Source organism: Streptomyces sp. NPDC046261 (genome assembly GCF_040646235.1).
GTDB lineage: Bacteria > Actinomycetota > Actinomycetes > Streptomycetales > Streptomycetaceae > Streptomyces.
On record NZ_JBEYZU010000012.1, the window covers coordinates 59,968 to 77,118 of the forward strand.

Annotated in this window: 16 protein-coding genes; 9 read left to right on the forward strand and 7 right to left on the reverse strand. The window is 70.7% G+C overall.

Features of this window, described 5'->3' with window-relative positions:
• Positions 1–13: 13 nt before the first annotated feature.
• The gene (locus tag ABZ956_RS21070) at positions 14–1,108 is read right to left on the reverse strand and encodes a phosphotransferase family protein (protein ID WP_361895647.1); all 1,095 of its coding nucleotides are present in this window, start codon (positions 1,106–1,108) and stop codon (positions 14–16) included.
• Positions 1,109–1,148: 40 nt separating this feature from the next.
• Positions 1,149–2,747 carry an MFS transporter gene (locus tag ABZ956_RS21075; RefSeq protein WP_361895650.1) on the reverse strand — a complete coding sequence of 533 codons (1,599 nt, stop codon included), beginning with the start codon at positions 2,745–2,747 and terminating at the stop codon, positions 1,149–1,151.
• A gap of 306 nt (positions 2,748–3,053) precedes the next feature.
• Between ABZ956_RS21075 and ABZ956_RS21080 the strand changes: the two genes are divergently transcribed.
• The 5 genes from ABZ956_RS21080 to ABZ956_RS21100 all read left to right on the forward strand — a co-directional run bounded on the left by ABZ956_RS21080 (position 3,054) and on the right by ABZ956_RS21100 (position 7,920).
• The gene (locus ABZ956_RS21080) at positions 3,054–3,842 is read left to right on the forward strand and encodes a DUF899 domain-containing protein (protein WP_361895653.1); all 789 of its coding nucleotides are present in this window, start codon (positions 3,054–3,056) and stop codon (positions 3,840–3,842) included.
• Positions 3,843–3,990: 148 nt separating this feature from the next.
• Positions 3,991–5,232, forward strand: coding sequence for an MFS transporter (locus ABZ956_RS21085; protein ID WP_361895655.1), 1,242 nt, complete (start codon positions 3,991–3,993; stop codon positions 5,230–5,232).
• On the forward strand, positions 5,229–6,350 hold the full coding sequence (locus ABZ956_RS21090) for a saccharopine dehydrogenase (protein WP_361895658.1): 1,122 nt from the start codon (positions 5,229–5,231) through the stop codon (positions 6,348–6,350). The genes ABZ956_RS21085 and ABZ956_RS21090 overlap by 4 nt, the downstream gene beginning before the upstream one ends.
• Positions 6,347–6,967 (forward strand): TetR/AcrR family transcriptional regulator, encoded by a 621-nt coding sequence (locus ABZ956_RS21095; protein WP_361895660.1) that lies wholly within the window; start codon positions 6,347–6,349, stop codon positions 6,965–6,967. Before ABZ956_RS21090 ends, ABZ956_RS21095 begins: the two co-directional genes overlap by 4 nt.
• Before the next feature lie 164 nt (positions 6,968–7,131).
• Positions 7,132–7,920 (forward strand): ATP nucleotide 3'-pyrophosphokinase, encoded by a 789-nt coding sequence (locus ABZ956_RS21100; RefSeq protein WP_361895663.1) that lies wholly within the window; start codon positions 7,132–7,134, stop codon positions 7,918–7,920.
• Between the two features lie 22 nt (positions 7,921–7,942).
• On the opposite strand, the gene ABZ956_RS21105 is transcribed toward ABZ956_RS21100, so the two are convergent.
• The 4 genes from ABZ956_RS21105 to ABZ956_RS21120 all read right to left on the reverse strand — a co-directional run bounded on the left by ABZ956_RS21105 (position 7,943) and on the right by ABZ956_RS21120 (position 11,411).
• Entirely contained in the window at positions 7,943–9,097 is a 1,155-nt protein-coding gene (locus ABZ956_RS21105) for an AAA family ATPase (RefSeq protein ID WP_361895666.1), read from the reverse strand.
• An 80-nt stretch (positions 9,098–9,177) separates the two neighbouring features.
• Complete coding sequence (locus ABZ956_RS21110; RefSeq protein ID WP_361895668.1) at positions 9,178–9,792, reverse strand: DUF4865 family protein; 615 nt, start codon at positions 9,790–9,792, stop codon at positions 9,178–9,180.
• A gap of 25 nt (positions 9,793–9,817) precedes the next feature.
• A complete protein-coding gene (locus tag ABZ956_RS21115) occupies positions 9,818–10,402 on the reverse strand; it encodes a TetR/AcrR family transcriptional regulator (protein ID WP_361895671.1) in 585 nt (194 codons plus the stop codon).
• A 133-nt stretch (positions 10,403–10,535) separates the two neighbouring features.
• Positions 10,536–11,411 carry a CAP domain-containing protein gene (locus ABZ956_RS21120; protein WP_361895674.1) on the reverse strand — a complete coding sequence of 292 codons (876 nt, stop codon included), beginning with the start codon at positions 11,409–11,411 and terminating at the stop codon, positions 10,536–10,538.
• Positions 11,412–11,592: 181 nt separating this feature from the next.
• Here ABZ956_RS21120 and ABZ956_RS21125 point away from each other — a divergent pair, with 181 nt between their 5' ends.
• Positions 11,593–11,955, forward strand: coding sequence for a hypothetical protein (locus tag ABZ956_RS21125; RefSeq protein ID WP_361895677.1), 363 nt, complete (start codon positions 11,593–11,595; stop codon positions 11,953–11,955).
• Positions 11,942–14,578: a substrate-binding domain-containing protein gene (locus ABZ956_RS21130; protein WP_361895680.1), complete on the forward strand. Its 2,637-nt coding sequence runs from the start codon at positions 11,942–11,944 to the stop codon at positions 14,576–14,578. Before ABZ956_RS21125 ends, ABZ956_RS21130 begins: the two co-directional genes overlap by 14 nt.
• Before the next feature lie 33 nt (positions 14,579–14,611).
• Here the strand turns inward: ABZ956_RS21130 and ABZ956_RS21135 are convergent, their stop codons facing one another.
• Positions 14,612–14,755, reverse strand: coding sequence for a hypothetical protein (locus tag ABZ956_RS21135; RefSeq protein WP_361895683.1), 144 nt, complete (start codon positions 14,753–14,755; stop codon positions 14,612–14,614).
• Here ABZ956_RS21135 and ABZ956_RS21140 point away from each other — a divergent pair.
• Both ABZ956_RS21140 and ABZ956_RS21145 read left to right on the forward strand, forming a co-directional pair.
• Positions 14,745–16,040: an extracellular solute-binding protein gene (locus ABZ956_RS21140; protein ID WP_361895686.1), complete on the forward strand. Its 1,296-nt coding sequence runs from the start codon at positions 14,745–14,747 to the stop codon at positions 16,038–16,040. The genes ABZ956_RS21135 and ABZ956_RS21140 overlap by 11 nt on opposite strands.
• Positions 16,041–16,199: 159 nt before the next feature.
• Positions 16,200–17,108 carry a cation diffusion facilitator family transporter gene (locus tag ABZ956_RS21145; protein WP_361895986.1) on the forward strand — a complete coding sequence of 303 codons (909 nt, stop codon included), beginning with the start codon at positions 16,200–16,202 and terminating at the stop codon, positions 17,106–17,108.
• Positions 17,109–17,151 lie beyond the last annotated feature (43 nt).

Genomic DNA, 17,151 nt, shown 5'->3' on the forward strand with positions numbered 1-17,151 from the left:
ACTGGCATCAACGTCACCGCCGCTGTCTCGTGAGGCCGCTGGAGCACACCTCCTCCAGCGTCCGGTCCAGCAAGGCGACGCTCCGCTCATAGGGCGCACACCCGTTCGTCCGCAGGATGCCCGTGCCCGCCAGCAGGCGGGTCACCCTCGACGTGATCAGGCAGAACCGAAAGGCGGCGAAGACCTCGTAATAGGGCAGCTGCCGCATCGGGCGGCCGAGCAGGGACTCGTAGCGGGAGACGGTCTCCTGCCTGTCCGGCAGTCCGGGAAGCCTGGGCAGCTCACGTCCTTCGCTCAGATAGCGGTCGGTGTACAGGTACCAGGCAAGGTCGCTCTCCGGGGCACCGAGCGTGGCCATTTCCCAGTCCAACAGCGCGACAGGCGCTTGGCCCGTGTAGATGATGTTGCCGATGCGGGCGTCGCCCCACAGCAACCGCGGAGATTCCGGTTCCGCTGGGCGATGGGACCGCAACCAGTGCAGGGCTCGGGCGACGACGGAGCTGTCCTGGGCGCCGTAGAAACCCAGGTGGGCGGCGCACTCGCCCAGTTGGCGGCCGATGCCGACGGGACCGTGGCGGGGGTTGTCCAGGAAGGCCAGGCCCAGGGCGCCGGGGTCCAGGCGGTGGACTCTCGCCATCAGCTCCAGACCACCGTTCCACACGTGCGCACGTGCGGCGGGCTGGAGCTCCGCCAGCCACCCCGTCCGGTGGTACGACGGCAGGTCGGGCGGCACACGGCCCGGGATCCGCTCCATGACGATGAACGGAGCTCCCAGGAGTTCGCCGGACGGCTCGGCCCCGTGGGTCTTCGCCACCGGAACATCGGTACCGGCCAGGAGCATCTGCAGTCGGGTGTGGGCGTCCCAGTCGTACTCCGGCAGGAGTTGGTGCCCGGTAGGCGCCACCCTGATGGCGAGCGGGAGGATTCGGCGCGCGCCGTGGTGATTCCACTCCGCGTCGCACAGGAGCGTCTCTCCGCTGAATCCCGTTCCCGCGGGGATGCTGATGGGGCCGACCGTGGGGGTGCCCTCCCCGGGAAAGCGGTCCGCGAGCCATCGCGCGATCACTTCACGGGCCAGGCGCTGGTCGCGTTTCAGGGGTACGGGCATGACCTCTCCGGTCTCTTCAGGTGGACGGTGGGCCCTGTGCTCACGCGTGGCGTGATTCGTCTGCGGGGATCTCGGCGGGGAAGCGGCGGGGGGCCGCGCACAGGACGACGAGGAACCCCAGGGCAGCGGCGATCGAGGCACCGAGGTACACCTGATCGACGGCGCCGTCGATCGCCTGGTGGAGGTAGTGGACGCTCTGGGGGCTGAGCGAGGCGGGGTCCCGCAGAGCCTTGGTCACGGAGTCGAGCTCGCTCGGCACACCGGTGGTGATGCTGTCGGGTGCCTGATCGAGGCGTGTGCGCAGGGCGTTGTTGGCGAGGGCGCCGAAGACAGCGGCTCCGAGGCACTGGCCTGCCTTCCGGCAGAAGAGGAGGGAGGCGGTCGTCGTACCGCGCTCGAAGGGGGCGACGCTGGATTGCGCGCCCATGACGAGCGGCAGGTGGACGAGGCCGAGGGCACCACCGAGGAGCAGCATGGCCAGGGTCGGGCACCACACCCGGTCGGGGGAGGACAGCATGCCGAGGGCGAGCAGCGTCAGTGACGCCGCACCGATCCCGATGAGCGCGGTCCGCCGCAGGCCGATCCGGCTGTGGACGTGATGTGCCAGGTGCGCCGAGAAGGACCAGGCCAACAGCATGGCCGATACGCCCAGTCCGGCAGCCACCGGGCCGAGCCCGAGCACGGACTGTCCGTACATGGGCAGGAACACCACCGGCACGGAGATCAGGAGCCCCACCAGTCCGAGGGCCACGTTGACGACCACGATGACCCGCCGGCGCCACACCCAGCCGGGCATGACCGGATCGTCGGCGCGATGCTCGATGACGACCAGGGCGACGGCGAACAGCAGGCACGCGCCGAGCAGGGCCAGCGAGGGGAACGACAGCCAGGGCCAGGTGACGCCCCCTTGGACGAGAAAGGTGAGCAGCGCGGCACCGCAGGCGAAGACGGCGAGGGCCCCTCCCCAGTCGGTGTCCCGGGCCGACCGCCGCCGTACCCCCGGCACGGCCGGTCCGGTGCGGGCGGGATCAGGGAGGTGACGGGTGACCAGCCACAGCGCCGTGACGGCCACCGGCGCGTTCACCAGGAAGATCCAGCGCCAGCCGACGCAGGTCGCGAGGAACCCACCGAGAAGGGGGCCGCAGATGGCGCATACCGACCACACGGTGGAGAGCCGTGCCTGGATCCTGGGCCGGTCCTCGAGGGAGTACTGGTCGGCGATGATCGTCTGTACGGTCCCTTCGACGGCGGCGATGCCCAGGCCCTGGACCATGCGGAACGCGATGAGGCTGGTCATGTCGCCGGCACCGGCGCACAGCAGCGAGCCGGTCAGGAAGAGCACGATCCCCGCGATGAGGACGGGCCTGCGGCCCAGGTTGTCGGACAGCTTGCCGTAGACCGGCAGAGTGGCCGTGGTGGTGAGCAGGTAACCGGAGAACAGCCAGGTAAGGGCCGAGAAGCCGCCGAAATCAGCGACGATCAGGGGAATGGCGGTGGAGACGACGGTGCTGTTGAGGGCCCCGACCGCCGTGCCGAGCACCAGCGTCGCGGAGACCGGCCCGCGGCGCGCCGGGGCGCTCGGCTTTCCGGGAGCCGGGCTGCTGCCGTCGGTGAACGTGGCCTGGGCTCCGTGCGTCATCGTCCTCTCCCCCGTGGGACACCGGACCTCCTCCGTACCGCGGTTGTCGCGTGCCCGGAGGCGTTGCGGAGGACGTTGGCCGGCAGACCGCCGCTCGAAGCTGCGACATGCCGCTCGAATGGACTAACGCGACCGTAGGATCTTGGTTACGTACTACGGACGGATACGCCCGCGCCGCCTTGACGGTGCGGCTGCGCCGGTACGGAACCGGCGCGCTCGTCGCGGCGTCGCAGGCGGTCTGAGCAGGGCGCAAGCTGGAGGGTGGCCCACTTCGCCTGATGAGGACAAAGAGCCGAGGTGACGACGATGACGAACCTGCCCGACGTGGTGTCGCGCGAGGAGTGGCTCGCCGCCCGCAAGGAGCTGTTGGCCGAGGAGAAGGAGCTCACCCGGGCGCGCGACCGGGTCAACGCCGACCGGCGGCGGCTGCCGATGGTCCGCGTCGACAAGCCGTACACCTTCGAAGGCCCTGACGGGGAGGTGGGCCTGCTCGACCTGTTCGAGGGCCGTCCGCAGCTGGTCATGCATCACTTCATGTGGACCTACGACATCGACGCCGACGGCACCGAACACCCCCGCGACACCGGCTGCCCCAGCTGCTCCTCCGCGGCCGACGGGATCGGCAATCCGCGGCAGCTGCACGTCCGCAACACGACGCTGGTCGCGGTGACACGGGCGCCGTACGCGAAGCTCGCCGCGTACCGCGAGCGGATGGGGTGGACATTCCCCTGGTACTCCTCGGCCGGCAGCGACTTCAACTACGACTTCCACGCGACCGTCGACGACCGGGTCGCGCCGGTGCGGGTCAATCACCGCACGGAGGCCGAGCTCGCCGAGGCCGGAACGCCGTGGTCGGAGAGCATGCGCGGCGACTATCCGGGCATCAGCGCGTTCCTGCGCGTCGGGGACGAGGTCTTCCACACCTACTCCACGTTCGGCCGTGGCATCGAGGAGTTCCACTACGGCATTCCCTACCTCGACCTCACCGCGCTGGGCCGCCAGGAGGCGTGGGAGGAGCCGAAGGGCCGCGCGGTCCCGCTCGGCCTGCATGCCGGCGGCCCTGCCCTGCGCCTCCCCGACGAATACGACGCCTGACGATCCGACCCGGCGCGTACGACGCGTACGACGCGTACGACGCTCACGATCCGACCGTGCGTCGCCCGTCCCGTCCCCGAAAGTGGCCCACGTACAAGGCGCCCGATTGTCCCGGTCGACAGAGCCAATGTCTATGTACGGTCAAGACATGCCGCATCTGTTGCTCCCCGCCGGGCCTCAACGCACGCTCGCTCTCGCCCAGTTGAGCAACTCCGTGGGTGACGGCGCGTACTACGTCACCTCGGCTCTGTACTTCAGCCATGTCGTCGGTCTGGCACCCGCCAGGATCGGCCTCGGCCTGACGGTGGCCTGGGCGGTGGGCTCGGTCGTGGGGGTGCCGCTCGGCCGGATCGCGGACCGGCGTGGCCCGCGCGGCACGGCGGTGCTGCTGGCCCTCGCGACCAGCTTCGCCGTCGCGTCGTTCCTGGTCGTACGGGACTTCCTGCCGTTCCTCGTGGCGGCCTGCCTCTACGCCACCGCGCAGTCGGGCCTCGCCGCCGCCCGGCAGGCGCTGCTCGCGGGCCTGGTCGCCAAGGAGGAGCGCACCGGTGCGCTCGCCCACCTGCAGGCGACGCTCAACGCGGGCCTTGCCGTGGGCGCCGCACTCGGCGGGCTCGCACTGTCCTACGGGACGAGGTCGGCGTACCTCGGCGTCTTCGCGGTCGATGCCTTGAGCTTTGTCCTCTGCGCGCTGCTGCTGTCGCGGCTGCCGGCCGTCGCGCCCGTGCCCGCCGTGCGGGGCGCGAAACTCGAAGTCCTGCGGGATCGGCCGTACGCCGTCGTCACGCTCCTCAACGCCGTTCTGCTTCTTCGGATGCCGCTGCTCAGCCTCGGACTGCCGCTGTGGATCACTGAACGCACCGACGCTCCCGCGTGGCTGGTCTCCGCGCTCTTCGTTCTCAACACCGGCGCCGTGATGCTGTTCCAGGTCCGTACCGCCCGCTCGGTGACGGGGCTTCCCACGGCAGCCCGTGCCATCCGTCGCTCCGGCGCGCTCATGCTCGTGACCTGTGGTGTCTTCGCCCTGTCGGCCGGGCGTTCACCCTGGATCGCGGTCACGGTCCTGGTCGGCGGCTCGGTGCTCCTGGTCGCCGCCGAGATGCTCCAGTCGGCCGGCTCCTGGCAACTCGGCTTCGACCTGGCACCGGTGGGACGCGTCGGCGAGTACCAGGGCTTCTTCGGTACCGGCACCACGGTCGCCCGCACGCTCGGGCCGCTGGTGCTCACAGGGCTGCTGGTGGGGATGGGCGCGCTGGGCTGGGTGCTGCTCGGCGCGCTGTTCCTGGCGGCCTCGTACGCGCTGTCACCGGTGACCCGATGGGCGGCGCGGACGCGTCCCGAGCAGCACTCCCCTTCTCTAGGTCGGGTGACCTATATTTGCCTGCCATGAGCGACCAACTGAACTACGAAGCGGCTGGGCCGGTCCTGTTGGCAGGCGGCTACGGCACTGTCGGTGCCGAGCTGGCGCGGCTGGCCGCGCCGTCCTGGCCCTTGCTTCTGACGGGCCGCACCGTGGAGAACGGGCGGGCGGTGGCGGAGGAGACCGGGGCCCGGCTGCGGCGCTGGGATCTGTCGGACCCCCGGCCGTTCGAGGCCGGCGTGCGGGCGGTGGTGGGGGTGGTGAACGACCCGGACGACCGGGTGCTGCGGGCGGCGGTGCGCGGAGGCGTTCCGTATGTGGACATCACCCGGTGGACGGTACGGCTGCAGCGGGCCGCGACGCTGGCGGCGCTGCTGGACCCGGCGGCGCCGGTGCTGCTGTCCTCGGCGTGGATGGGGGGTGTGAGCAGTCTGGTGACGGCGGCCCTGGCGCACGGCCTGGGTGGCGCGGAGCGGGTCGAGACGGCGATCCGCTGGGATCTGCGGGACCGGGCCGGGGCGGACTCCGTGGAGTTCATGGACCGCCTCGGCCTGGACTTCGAGGTCGTCGAGGCCGGTCACCGGCGTACGGTCATGCCGCTCAGCGACGTCCGGCGGGTGCGCATCGGTACGGCGACCACGAAGGTGGCCCGGATCGACACGCCCGAGCAGTTCACCCTGCCCCTCACGCTCGGCTCCGCCTCCGCGATCACCCGGATCGGCTTCAGCTCGGCGGCGTCCACCTCGGCGCTCCTGGCCGCCAAGCGTCTGGGGTTCTTCCGCTGGGGGCGCGGCGAACGCTTCACCACCGCCCGGCGCGCGCTGCTCCACGCACCCGGCGAGGGCGGGATCGCCGAACTCCGCGTCGACGTCACCCACCGGGGACGCACGCGGACCGCGACCGTCACCGACACGGCGGGCCAGGCCCATCTCACGGCGGTGGGTGCCCTGCTGGCGCTGCACCGCGCCCTGGGAACGGACGGCGCGGCAGCCCCGCGCGGTGTGAGCTTCCCCGAGATGCCCCCCTACCCGGACCGGGTGCCGGCGCTGCTGGCCGAGCACGGTGTCCGCGTACGGATCGATGACAGCGAGGCTGATACCGCCGCTGACACCGGCGTCCACTCGCCCGCCCCGGACCGGGCCGCATGAGCGCCGCCACACCGCCCCCGAAGCGGCCCGCGGCAACCGGCAAGGGCGCCAGGAAGCGCGCCGAACTCCTCGACACCGCCGAGGAGATCCTGCTGGCCTCCGGCCATGCGGAGCTGTCCCTTCGAGCCGTCGCCACCGCTGCCGGAGTGCGCCTGGGCCACCTGCAGTACTACTTCCCCACCCGCGCCGACCTCGTCTCCGCCGTCCTGGGCCGCGCCCTGGACCGTTCACTGGAACGCCTGCGGCCGCTGCTGGCCGGGCGGGACACGGCTGCCGGCCCGGAGCCGGAACCGGTGGTACGAGCCCTGCTGGCCGAACACGACGACGTCCACCTGGTCCGGCTGTTCGCCGAACTGTGGGCGCTGGCCGCGCGAGACGAGGCCGTCGCGGCGGCCGTCCGCCGCTTCTACGGTGACTACCAGGACCAGGTCGCCGCATTCCTCCGCACACGGAACCCCGGCCTGACCGACGCGTTCTGTCAGGGCCGGGCCCGGGTGTTCGTGATGCTCATGGAGGGCGCCGCGCTGTTCCGTTCCGGCATCGCCGCAGACCGCACGGAGACGGCCGACACCCAACTCGTCGCCGTGGCCACCGCCCTGCTCCACGGCTGTGAGTGAGGGCGAATCCGGCCAACCGCCAATCCGATCAAGACAAAACCCTGCCCATGGATGTCGTGGTGAGCACGGGAACGCACGTGGCCTGTTGGGTTGGGTGACCGTCTGTCGTCCTGCGTACACAGACCTCAGACGAAGATCCCTTGAGAGAGGAATGACGCACGCCCATGAATCTCAGCACCATGGTGTCCCGTGCCGCGACCGCGACCGCGCTGGCCGTGGCACTCGGACTGGGCTCGGCCTCCGGTGTCCAAGCCGCACCCGTGACCGGCAAGGTCGGCACGGCCGGCGCGACCGGCCGTGCCGACGACGGCGGCTGGCAGGGCGAAGGCGGCCTGACCCTGAACGCCGCGGACAACGCGCGCGTCGACGCGTTCGCGGAGGAGGCCAGGAAGGCCGAGCGGTCCATCAGCCCGCAGGTGCGGGCCGCGGCCAGGTTGACTTCGGCGGAGCTGGTCGGCTTCGACCAGCGGCTGAAGTCACCGGACTCGCTCAAGCGCAAGGTCGCCACGTCCATGAAGGAACATCCCGGCCAGAAGGTCAACGAGGCTCTGGCCGGCATCAACGACTCCGTGCGCTACACGCTCCAGTGGCCGGACGGCCGCTACACCACAGGTGTCACCCTCGCCTCGCATGCCCTGTCCGTGTGGGGAAATGACAGCGTCAAGTGGTCCAACACCTGGGGCCGCGCCAAGGGCTACAAGGCGATCAACTCGGCCTGGCAGGCGCCGCGCTCCCAGCACCGCTTCGAGGTCCAGTTCCACACCCCGGCCGGCAAGCACGCCCAGGAGGTCACGCACAAGCTGTACGAGGAGCAGCGCCTGCCCGGCACCAGCCCGGAACGGGCCAGGGAACTCCAGGAACAGCAGGACGCGATCTTCGCCGCCGTCCCCGTCCCGGCCGGCGCCGACCGCCTCTCCGCCCCTGTCACACGGCGGCCCGCCCCTGTGGGCTGAGCGAAGACCGGACACGTATTCATCAGCGCTTGGGCCAGTACCACAACGGCTCGTCCAGCAGTCCTTCGCGCCCCGCCACCGTCGTCTGACCGCCCGCGTCCTTGACCAGGGCTATGGAGTTGACGTCGAGCCGGTGGCGGACGGCGTGGCGGGCGAGTTCTTCGGCCAGGACCGGGGCGTGGGTGACCACGACGATCTGGGTGTCCTTGGCCGCGGTGAGGATCAGATCGGCGAGGGGAGGCAGCAGGTCGGGGTGGAGGCTGGCCTCGGGCTCGTTGAGGACCAGGAGCTCGGGCGGCCGGGGGGTCAGCAGGGCCGCCGCCCACAGGAGGTAGCGCAGGGTGCCGTCGGAGAGTTCGCCGGCGCTCAGCGGGCGCACCAGGCCGTGCTGGTGCAGCTTCAGCTCGAAACGGCCGTCGTGGCTTTCGACCTGTACGCGGCTGCCGGGGAACGCCGCGTCCACGGCGCGGTTCAGTGCGTCACGATCGCCGATCTCCCTGATCGTCTCGAGAGCGGCGGCCAGGTCGCCGCCGTCGTGGCTGAGGACGGGGGTGCGGGTGCCGATCCGTGCGGTGCGGGCGGGGGCGTGGGCGTCGGTGCGCACGTGGTCGTAGAACCGCCAGGACCTGATGAGCTCGCGCAGTCGCAGCAGGTCGGGCGCGAGCTGTGGGTCGGCGAGTTCGCTGAGCATGCTGTCGTACGGGCGGATTCCGTTGACCGAGCGGTGCCAGCCGCCGTCGGCTGTGCGGGTGCGTACTGCGGGGCCTGAGCGGTCGCAGAGCAGCGCGGCGGGGCGCAGCACCGGGCCCGTCCACGTGCACTCGCGTTTGATCTCCGGGTCCAGGTCGAAGAGCGACCTGTCCGGGATGGGGTGCCCGAAGTCGACGGCGTAGCCGAAGTCGGTTCCGGCGAAGCCGAGCCGCAGGCCGGTGGGGTCGGCGCGGCCCGCGCCCCGTGCCGGCTTCTCCTCCCCGGCCCACAGGACGGAGGGCAGCCCGCCTTCGCGTGCCAGCGCCGCGACCGCGCCGCCCCTGGCCGCGTCGGCGAGCAGCCGCAGGGCGCGGTAGAGGCTGGACTTGCCGGTGCCGTTCGCACCCGTGACCACGTTGAGTCTGTCCAGCGGCACGATCAGGCGGCGCAGGGAGCGGTAATTCTCGACGGCGAGTGTGGTGATCATCAGTCTCACTGGGGCTCGATGGTTCTGTCCCGGTAAGTGTGCTGGGTGGGTCTGACAATCCGGCCGGGCCACCGGTGCCCCTACCAGCTCCGCCCCTCCGGAAGGTCGGCCAGGCCGGGTGCGGACAGGTGCAGGACCTCGTAGTGCTCGGTGGCCGTCTCGTCCGGTGCGGCGGCGTCCTTCCAGAGAACGAAACGCATCAGTTGCCAGTGGTGGGGGTCGACGGCCAGGGCGGCGGTGTGGACGTCGTCGCGGCGGGCGAGCTCGCGCAGGTCGCCGGTCTCCTGCTCGATCAGTGCGGACAGGCCCAGGCCGGTGCCGTCCGGGTCGGCGTCGGCGGGCAGCGGGGTGAGGCGGCGCGAGGCCGCTCGGGGGAACGCCGTGCGGGCGGGGCCGGCGTGGCAGGCGATGCCGGTCCAGTGGCGTGCGACCGGGCGCCCGAAGTCGCGGATGATGTTCTGGAACCCGGCGCCGCCCACGAGGAAGCGGGCCATCGCGCCCGTGTCGTTCCACAGGTAGAAGGGCGCGTACTGGTTGACGGGCGAGCCGTCGATGCCGCGTTCGCGGATCACGTACGCCTTCAGGCCGAGTCCGGCGCGGTCGTCGAGGACGTGGCCGCCGTCGGCCACCCGCTTACGGATGATCTTCATGTCGTAGTCGGCGGGCAGGGTGATCTCGTACTGCTTGGCGTACATGGAACGTGCTGCCTTTCTCAATGGCTCACTCGGTGGCACCGCGCTGGGCGGGCGCGTGCGCGGCCAGCAGGTCCAGCACGCCGGTGACGGCTTGGTCGAACGGGGCCGGGGAGTCGGCGGCGCGGGCCAGTACGTAGCCGCCCTGCATGACCGCGACGATGGTCGCGGCGGTGGCCCGGGGGTCCAGCGCGGCGGCCAGTTCGCCGCGCTCGCGCCCTTCGGCCAGTACCTCGGCGAGGCGTTCGCGCAGCCAGGCCATCGTCTCGGCGACCGGTGCGCGCAGTGCCGGGTCGGCCATGACGTCCGGGTCCTGGGTGAGGCGTCCGATCGGACAGCCCTTGAGGACTTCCCGTTCGCGGCGCAGGTACGCGGCGATCCGCTCGACGGCGGAGCCGGGGCCGGTGAACTGCGCCTCGGCCTTGGCGCGCATCTCTTCGGCGGTGCGGTTGATCGCGGCGAGCGCGAGATCCGACTTGCCGGTGAAGTGGTGGTACATGCTGCCCTGTCCGGCTCCGGCGCGCTGCTGGATCACCTTGGGGCTGGTGCCGGTGTAGCCGCGTTCCCACAGCAGTTCCCGGGTGCTCTCGATGAGGCGTTCCGCAGTGCTCATGCGAGCACTATACATACTAGTAGGTACAGATCCGTCGGAAGCTGTTCCGGGCAAGAATGCGGCAGCGGCCGCGAGGTGAATGGACGTCACCATCCCTCGCGAACCGCTGCCGTTGTCCCGCTGGGTGGACCGGTCAGGAAGAGGCGGCGAAGTTCTGCGTCCACCAGGGGCCGTTCGAGCTGAAGTTGATGCCCACTCCTATCTCCTTGTAGGCACAGTTGAGGATGTTGCTGCGGTGCCCCGGGCTCTTCATCCAGCCCTCCATCGCCGTCCGGGCGTCCTTGGGGCTCTTGAAGATGTTCTCGCCGTAGGTGCTCCAGCGGTATCCGGCAGCCGTGATCCGGTCGCCGGGCCCCTTGCCCTCGGGGCTGCGGTGGTCGTAGTAGTCGCGGGCGGCCATGTCGTCGGAATGCCCCTGGGCCGCGGCCTGCAGCTTGCTGTTGACGGTGACGGGTGAGCAGCCGTTCCGGGCTCGCTCCGCGTTGACCATCTCGACGACCTGCTGCACGTGTCCGCCGGCCGCACCGCCCGACGTGTTGCCGGTGCCGGGAGCCTTACGGGCGCTGTCGGCGCCCTTGTTACCGCCGCCGGCGCTGTTGCCGCTGCCCTTGCCGGTGTCCGTGGCCGGTTCGGTGCGGGTCTTGGCGGACGTCCGGGGAGTGGGCTTCCCGTCCTTCCCGGCCGGGGCCGCACTCGGAGAGGCGCTGCCGGCGGCAGCCGAAGCCGAAGGGGACGTCACCGCGGAGGGCGCGGCGGAGGCTCGCGCGGACGGCGCGGCGGCCCGGGGCGCGGCCTGGACCGACGTCCCGGTGGCGTCCGTGCGTGTGTCGCTTTCCTTGTGGTCGGTCAGCGACTGCGCCACGCCATAGCCGCCACCGACGACGACTATCAGCCCGACCGTGCCGCCCACGACGGCCGCCCGCCGGGGGCGCCTGTCCCGGCGCCGGCGCGATCGACGGGTCTCGTCCGACGTGGTGGCGTGGGCCTGCGTCTCGGGTTCACGGTTCATGTGGATCACTTCCGATGCGGGGCTGCTGAGTACTGGTCCGACACTCAGGAGACCCGCGGCGGGGACGCCGATAACAAAAACTTGCGCGCGCGTTCGTCCGCCGCCCGGACGGGCCGGCCGCCGGAGAACATGCCCTCATACCTCTCCTCGAAGGCCACACTCCGTGACACCATGTCAAGTTATGGCGACGGGAGAGGGCGGGTTACGCCACAACGTGCGCGTCTCCGCGACCGGACAAGTGCAGGAAAAGGACGTCCAGTCCCTGGAGACGTGGCTCAAGGGCGAACCGGAGTTGAAGGACCTCGTACAGGTGAAGCGAGGCGCCCGGCCGGCGGAAGCCGGCGTTCCGATGGGCCCTCTTCTCGACATCGTGCTTCAAATAGCCGAGTGGAGCGGTGCCGCGGCCACCGGCGAGGTCGTGCGGCGGACAACGGAATCGATCAAGGAGTGGCGGACGAGTCGGCGTGCCCTCGGGGATCCCAACCCTCCCGATTTCCGGGCACGGCCGGACGACGAGCAGGGCCGGCACGATGGCCGGAGCTGAGCAGCGCGAGGAAACCAACCGCGCTCTGCTCGTCGGCGTGGTGGACTACACCAGCAAAAGACCGCTGAGAATCGCCAAGGATCTGGGAGACATCACCGCCGTTCGGCACAACGTGGAAGGGCTGCGGAAGGCACTGTGCGAAGGCGGGGTCTTCGGCGACGACCCGATCAAGCCCCTCTACTCGCCCGGCGTCGAGCAGTTCGAGAATCGCCTGGGCTACGCACGGGACCATACGGACGGGCTGCTCCTGGTCTACTTCGCCGGTCACGGCATCGTGGACACGCGTACGGGCGGGCACGGCCGCCTGCTGCTGGGCCTGCGGGATGCCAAGGTGGAGCACGGTCCCGGCTTTCCCGGGTGGATCCGCTGGGACGACGTGCTCAACCGGCTGTGTTCCGGCGAGAAAAGACCCCGGCACACCGTGGTGGTTCTCGACTGTTGCTATGCGGGCAATGCTTCCGGCGCCTGGGAGGAGCTCGACGAACAGGACCAGAAGCGCATTTCCTTGCTGTTGGCGGTACAGAAGAACCAGCGGATCGACGCGGGGAACGCCGAGAGGCCGACCCCGTACACGGCACAGCTGATACGGCACCTCCGGCAGGGCGCCGGCGCGTCGGACGGTGCGGTGACGTTGGGCAGCCTGCACAAGGGTGTGTCGGAGGGCCTGCGGGGCTCGAAGACGGTGGGTGGCAGGGAGTGGAGCCCCCTGGCCTGCCGAAAGGACCCGGCGGACGACGAGATTCTGGCTCTGCCGGCCGGCGGGGACAGCGCGGGCGGAGACGGCGATGGCGGTGACCGGCCTTGTGACCTCGGCACCGACCCCCGTCCCGGCCCCGACGGCGGCCCCGGCGCCGGCCTCGGCCGTCCCCCCAACCGTCACCGCCTGATCGCCGCGATGCTGGCGGCGGCGGTCGCCCTCGCACTCGCCCTGTGGTGGGTCACCTCCCGCGGCCCGGGCTCCGTCCCCGCCGCCTCGTGTGCGAACCACCCGCCGCTCGAATTGCGCGTGCTCACCGACCCGGATCTGGAGCCGGTCGTCCGCAAGGCCGTCGACCGCTTTGTCGCCTCCGACGCGAACACGGACGACGACCACTGCCGCCGGACCGGTATCACCGTCTACAGCGCCGGTGCCGCCGAGACGGCGGAGGCGTTCCGTACCCAATACGGAGAATGGGCCCACGTCGGGCGGTCCGGGTTCAATCCGGTGGGCACGGTCGGGCCGCAGCCGGATGTGTGGATACCGGCCTCCTCGGCGAGCGCGCGCCGGGCACAGGACGACGGCAGCAACCAGTCCTCGGTCCTCAGCCTGGATTTCGACGACAAACGACCACTTGCCTATGCGCCTATGGTCTTGCTTCTGCCGGAACAGCTCGCCGAGACCGAGAGCGGGCGCACAGGTCGCCCGCTCGCCGAGTTGATGACCGCGATGAAGGGCAAGGACGCACAGGCGCGGGTCCGGCGGGCGGACCCGCGGTCCACCGATGGCGCGCTCGCCGCGGCCCGTGGGCTGTACCGGACGGACAGCCCGCGCACCATCGAGCTGGACCAGCGGCGCCAGGGGCGGCCCGCGCTGTCGGGCAAGGCCCTCGTCTGCGGACTGGCCAAGGGCAATACCGCCGAGGAGCGGGCGGTGGACCGGCGCACGGCGGTCCTGGTGGCGGAGCCCACCCTCGGCCGGCACCAGCACTGCGCGGGTGAGACCGGAGTGACACGGGTGGCCGAGTACCCCAATGACGTACCCGGGCTCGACCCGGTATTCGTCCATGTCCGCTGGAATGACGCCCGCCTGGACGAGGAGAAGCGGGAACGGGCCGTTCAGCGGTTCCGGGACTGGCTGGCGTCGAAAGACGGCCGGAAGGTCTTTCAGGAGGACGGATTCCGCGACGCGCCACAGGCCCCCTTTCCCTCGCCGTTGCCCGGCCGGCTGACGAGCCCCGGCCCGATGCCCCGCTCTCTCTCCGCGAGCGAGGCCACGGACACGCTGGAGAAGTACCGGCAGGCCAACGCCGCGAGCCGGGTCCGTTTCCTGCTGGACGGCTCGGGGTCCATGAGCCGGTGGTGGGACGGGGCGAACGGGGCACGAGAGATCGTCAAGCAGTCACTGAGCCGTTTCGGCCCCGACGACGTGTTCGGCGTGTGGAGCGTCGCCTCCGGAGGATCCGATACGCCGTACCGCGAACTGCTCGCCTTCGCCACCCATGGCTCATGGTCGAGGACCGCCGACAAGAAGGAACAGGAAAAGGCCGCCGAGGCGGGGAAGAAGGTGGACGATGCCACACCCGAATTGTCCATGGAGGCCGATATCGGCGGCGCGCTGAGGGCGGCGCTGAATCAGATGCCCCGTGGCGACGAGGACGACGGGCACCCCCAGCTGATCGTTCTCATCACCGACGACGAGGACAACGACCGCATGAACGCGGCCCAGCAGGACGATCTCGTGAAGTTCGTGAGCGATCGGAAAGTGCCCGTGGTGATGGTCTCGTTCGACTCCGGTGGCTGTCTCAAGGGCCGGTTGGGCCTGCGGGTGGCCGAAGCGAGCGGCGGTACGTGCCTGGACGCGCGGGGTGACCTGGGCAAGGGGCTCGACGCCGAGATCTCCCAGGTCGCGCAGGGCCATCAATAGCGGGGGCAGCAGCATGAAACGCTCGAGGATCGTTCAGTCGCTCATCTGGTGTGCCGTCTTTGTGCTGGCGGCGACCGCCTGTTCGGGGGACGGCGGGCCGGACGGGACCACCGGTACGGCCTCGGCGCGGCCGTTGACCGGGACGCAGTTGGTGGTGGCCACCGGCGTGGACGTCACCGGGAAGAACGGCATCCGCAAGCGTCTGGTCGACGCGTGGAACGAACTGCAGGAGAAGGAGAATTCGCCCTACCGCGCGCGTGCCGTCATCCTGCCGGGGTCGGCGGATCTGCAACGGAGCCAGCTGCTGGCGGCATTGCAATCGGGCAGCGCGAACTACGACATAGTGAACCTCGACGTCACATGGGTCGCCGAGTTCGCCGCGGCCGGCCTCATCCGGGAACTGCCCAGGGAATACGCCGACGACGGCGACATCCTCGACAAGGTCGCCACCACGGCTCGCTGGAAGGGGAAGGTCTATGCCGCGCCCTACAACAGCGACGTCGGCCTGCTCTACTTCCGCCGTGACTACCTGGTCGACGGCGCGGGGATCGACGAGAAGAAACTCGAGTCGCCGGCCGGCAAACGCACGTCATGGGGCGATGTGGCGTCACTGATGGACGCGGTCGACGCGTGGGCGCGCGTCGACAAGTCCGACAAGTCGAAGAACTACCGGAGCGCCTGGACGAGCCAGCTCAGCGCCTATGAAGGACTCACCGTCAACGGCACCGAAGCCTTCGCCTCCGCAGGAGTGCGGCTGACCGACGAGGACGGCCGCTATTCCGCCTCGCCGGAGCAACTGGAAAAGGGAGTGGCGGAGTTCCGGCGGCGCACCACGTCCTCGCACACGCTCGAGGACGCCTTCGAATCGGACGAGGCCGGCACCCTCAAGGACTTCGCGGAAGGCCGCACCGCCTTTCTCCGCCACTGGCCCTACGCGTACCGCACCCTCCACGCGGCCCTCGGCAATGGAAAACTGGGCGTCGCGCCCCTCCCCGGCGCCGTACTGGGCGGCCAGAACCTCGCGGTGGCCGCCAATCCGGCCATGCCCGAGGCCCGGGTGAAAAAGGCGCTCGAACTGGTCAGGTTCCTCACCGACAAGACCAGCGAGCGCTGCTTGCTGGACGCCGGCTTCGCGGCGACCCGCACGTCCGCCTACACGGACTCGGCCGTATCGTGCGACGACCGCCGCGCGGGCCCCACCGCGACCGCACGGTCGGAGGGGACAAGCGGCGACATGCCACGCGACAAGACCCAACGCCCTCTGTACGCCCGGGGGACGCTTCTGCCCGCTCTGGAGGCGGCGGCCTTGCGCCCACGCACACCGCTGTACGGTGCGTTCACCCACGCTTTCACCGCCGAGTTGAGCAGACTTCACACCTCGCCCACGTCCCGGTCGGTATCCGATAAAGATTTCGCGAAGGAACTGGACGCGGCACTGCGCAAGGTCCTGCCCAGCGGCTGAGGCAGTGCGACAGCGGCCGTTTCCACGGCGCTCTTGCGAAAAATTCGCACGTGGTCAGCGCTTGTACGACGGATATAGCCGCAATCGGATCCGGGTGTCACGATGGAATTCGTGGTCACACCGCACCGCCATGAGACGGCGGACAAGATCGACGCGGCGATGGAGAGCTCCCGCGAGGGCATGCGCACCCTGTGGATCTCTCTTCTCGTCCTGGGAGCGACCGCTGCTGTCCAGGCAGTGATCGTGGCCCTGTCGGGATCCGTGGCGCTGCTCGGCGACACGCTGCACAATGCCGTGGACGCCCTGACCGCGATCCCGCTGGGGATCGCGTTCGTGCTCGGGCGGCGGGCCGCGAACCGCCGCTACCCCTACGGCTACGGCCGTGCCGAGGACCTGGCCGGCATCGCCGTCGTGGCGACCATCGCGGCATCCGCCGCGCTGACCGCCTACGCGGCCGTCGACCGGCTGCTCGCACCCCGCGAGGTGACACACCTGTGGGCGGTGTCCGCCGCGGCGCTGGCCGGGTTCGCCGGCAACGAGTGGGTGGCCCGCTACCGCATCCGCACCGGACGCAGGATCGGCTCGGCCGCGCTGGTCGCCGACGGCCTGCACGCGCGTACCGACGGCTTCACCTCGCTGGCCGTCCTGCTGGGCGCCGGCGGTGCCGCGCTCGGCTGGCACGTGGCCGACCCCGTCGTCGGCCTGCTGATCACAGCCGCCATCCTGGTCGTCCTCAAGGACGCCGCCCGCGAGGTCTACCGACGCCTGATGGACTCCGTCGACCCCGCCCTCATCGACTCCGCCCACCTCGCCCTGCGCGGCGTGGCGGGGGTGCTCGGGACGGGGCAGGTGAGGATGCGGTGGATCGGGCACACCCTGCGCGCCGAGGCGGACATCGTCGTCGACGCGCGCCTGACCGTCGTGCAGGCCCACCGCCTGGCCGTCGCCGCCGAGCACGCCCTGATGCACGCCGTACCGAGGCTCACCGCCGCGACCGTCCACACCGACCACACACCGGCCGGCGTGGACCCGCACGCCGCCCTCGCCCACCACCACGTCCGGCCGTAGCCTCCCGCACGGCGGGTGGCGGCCGAACCGCCGATCCCGTCAC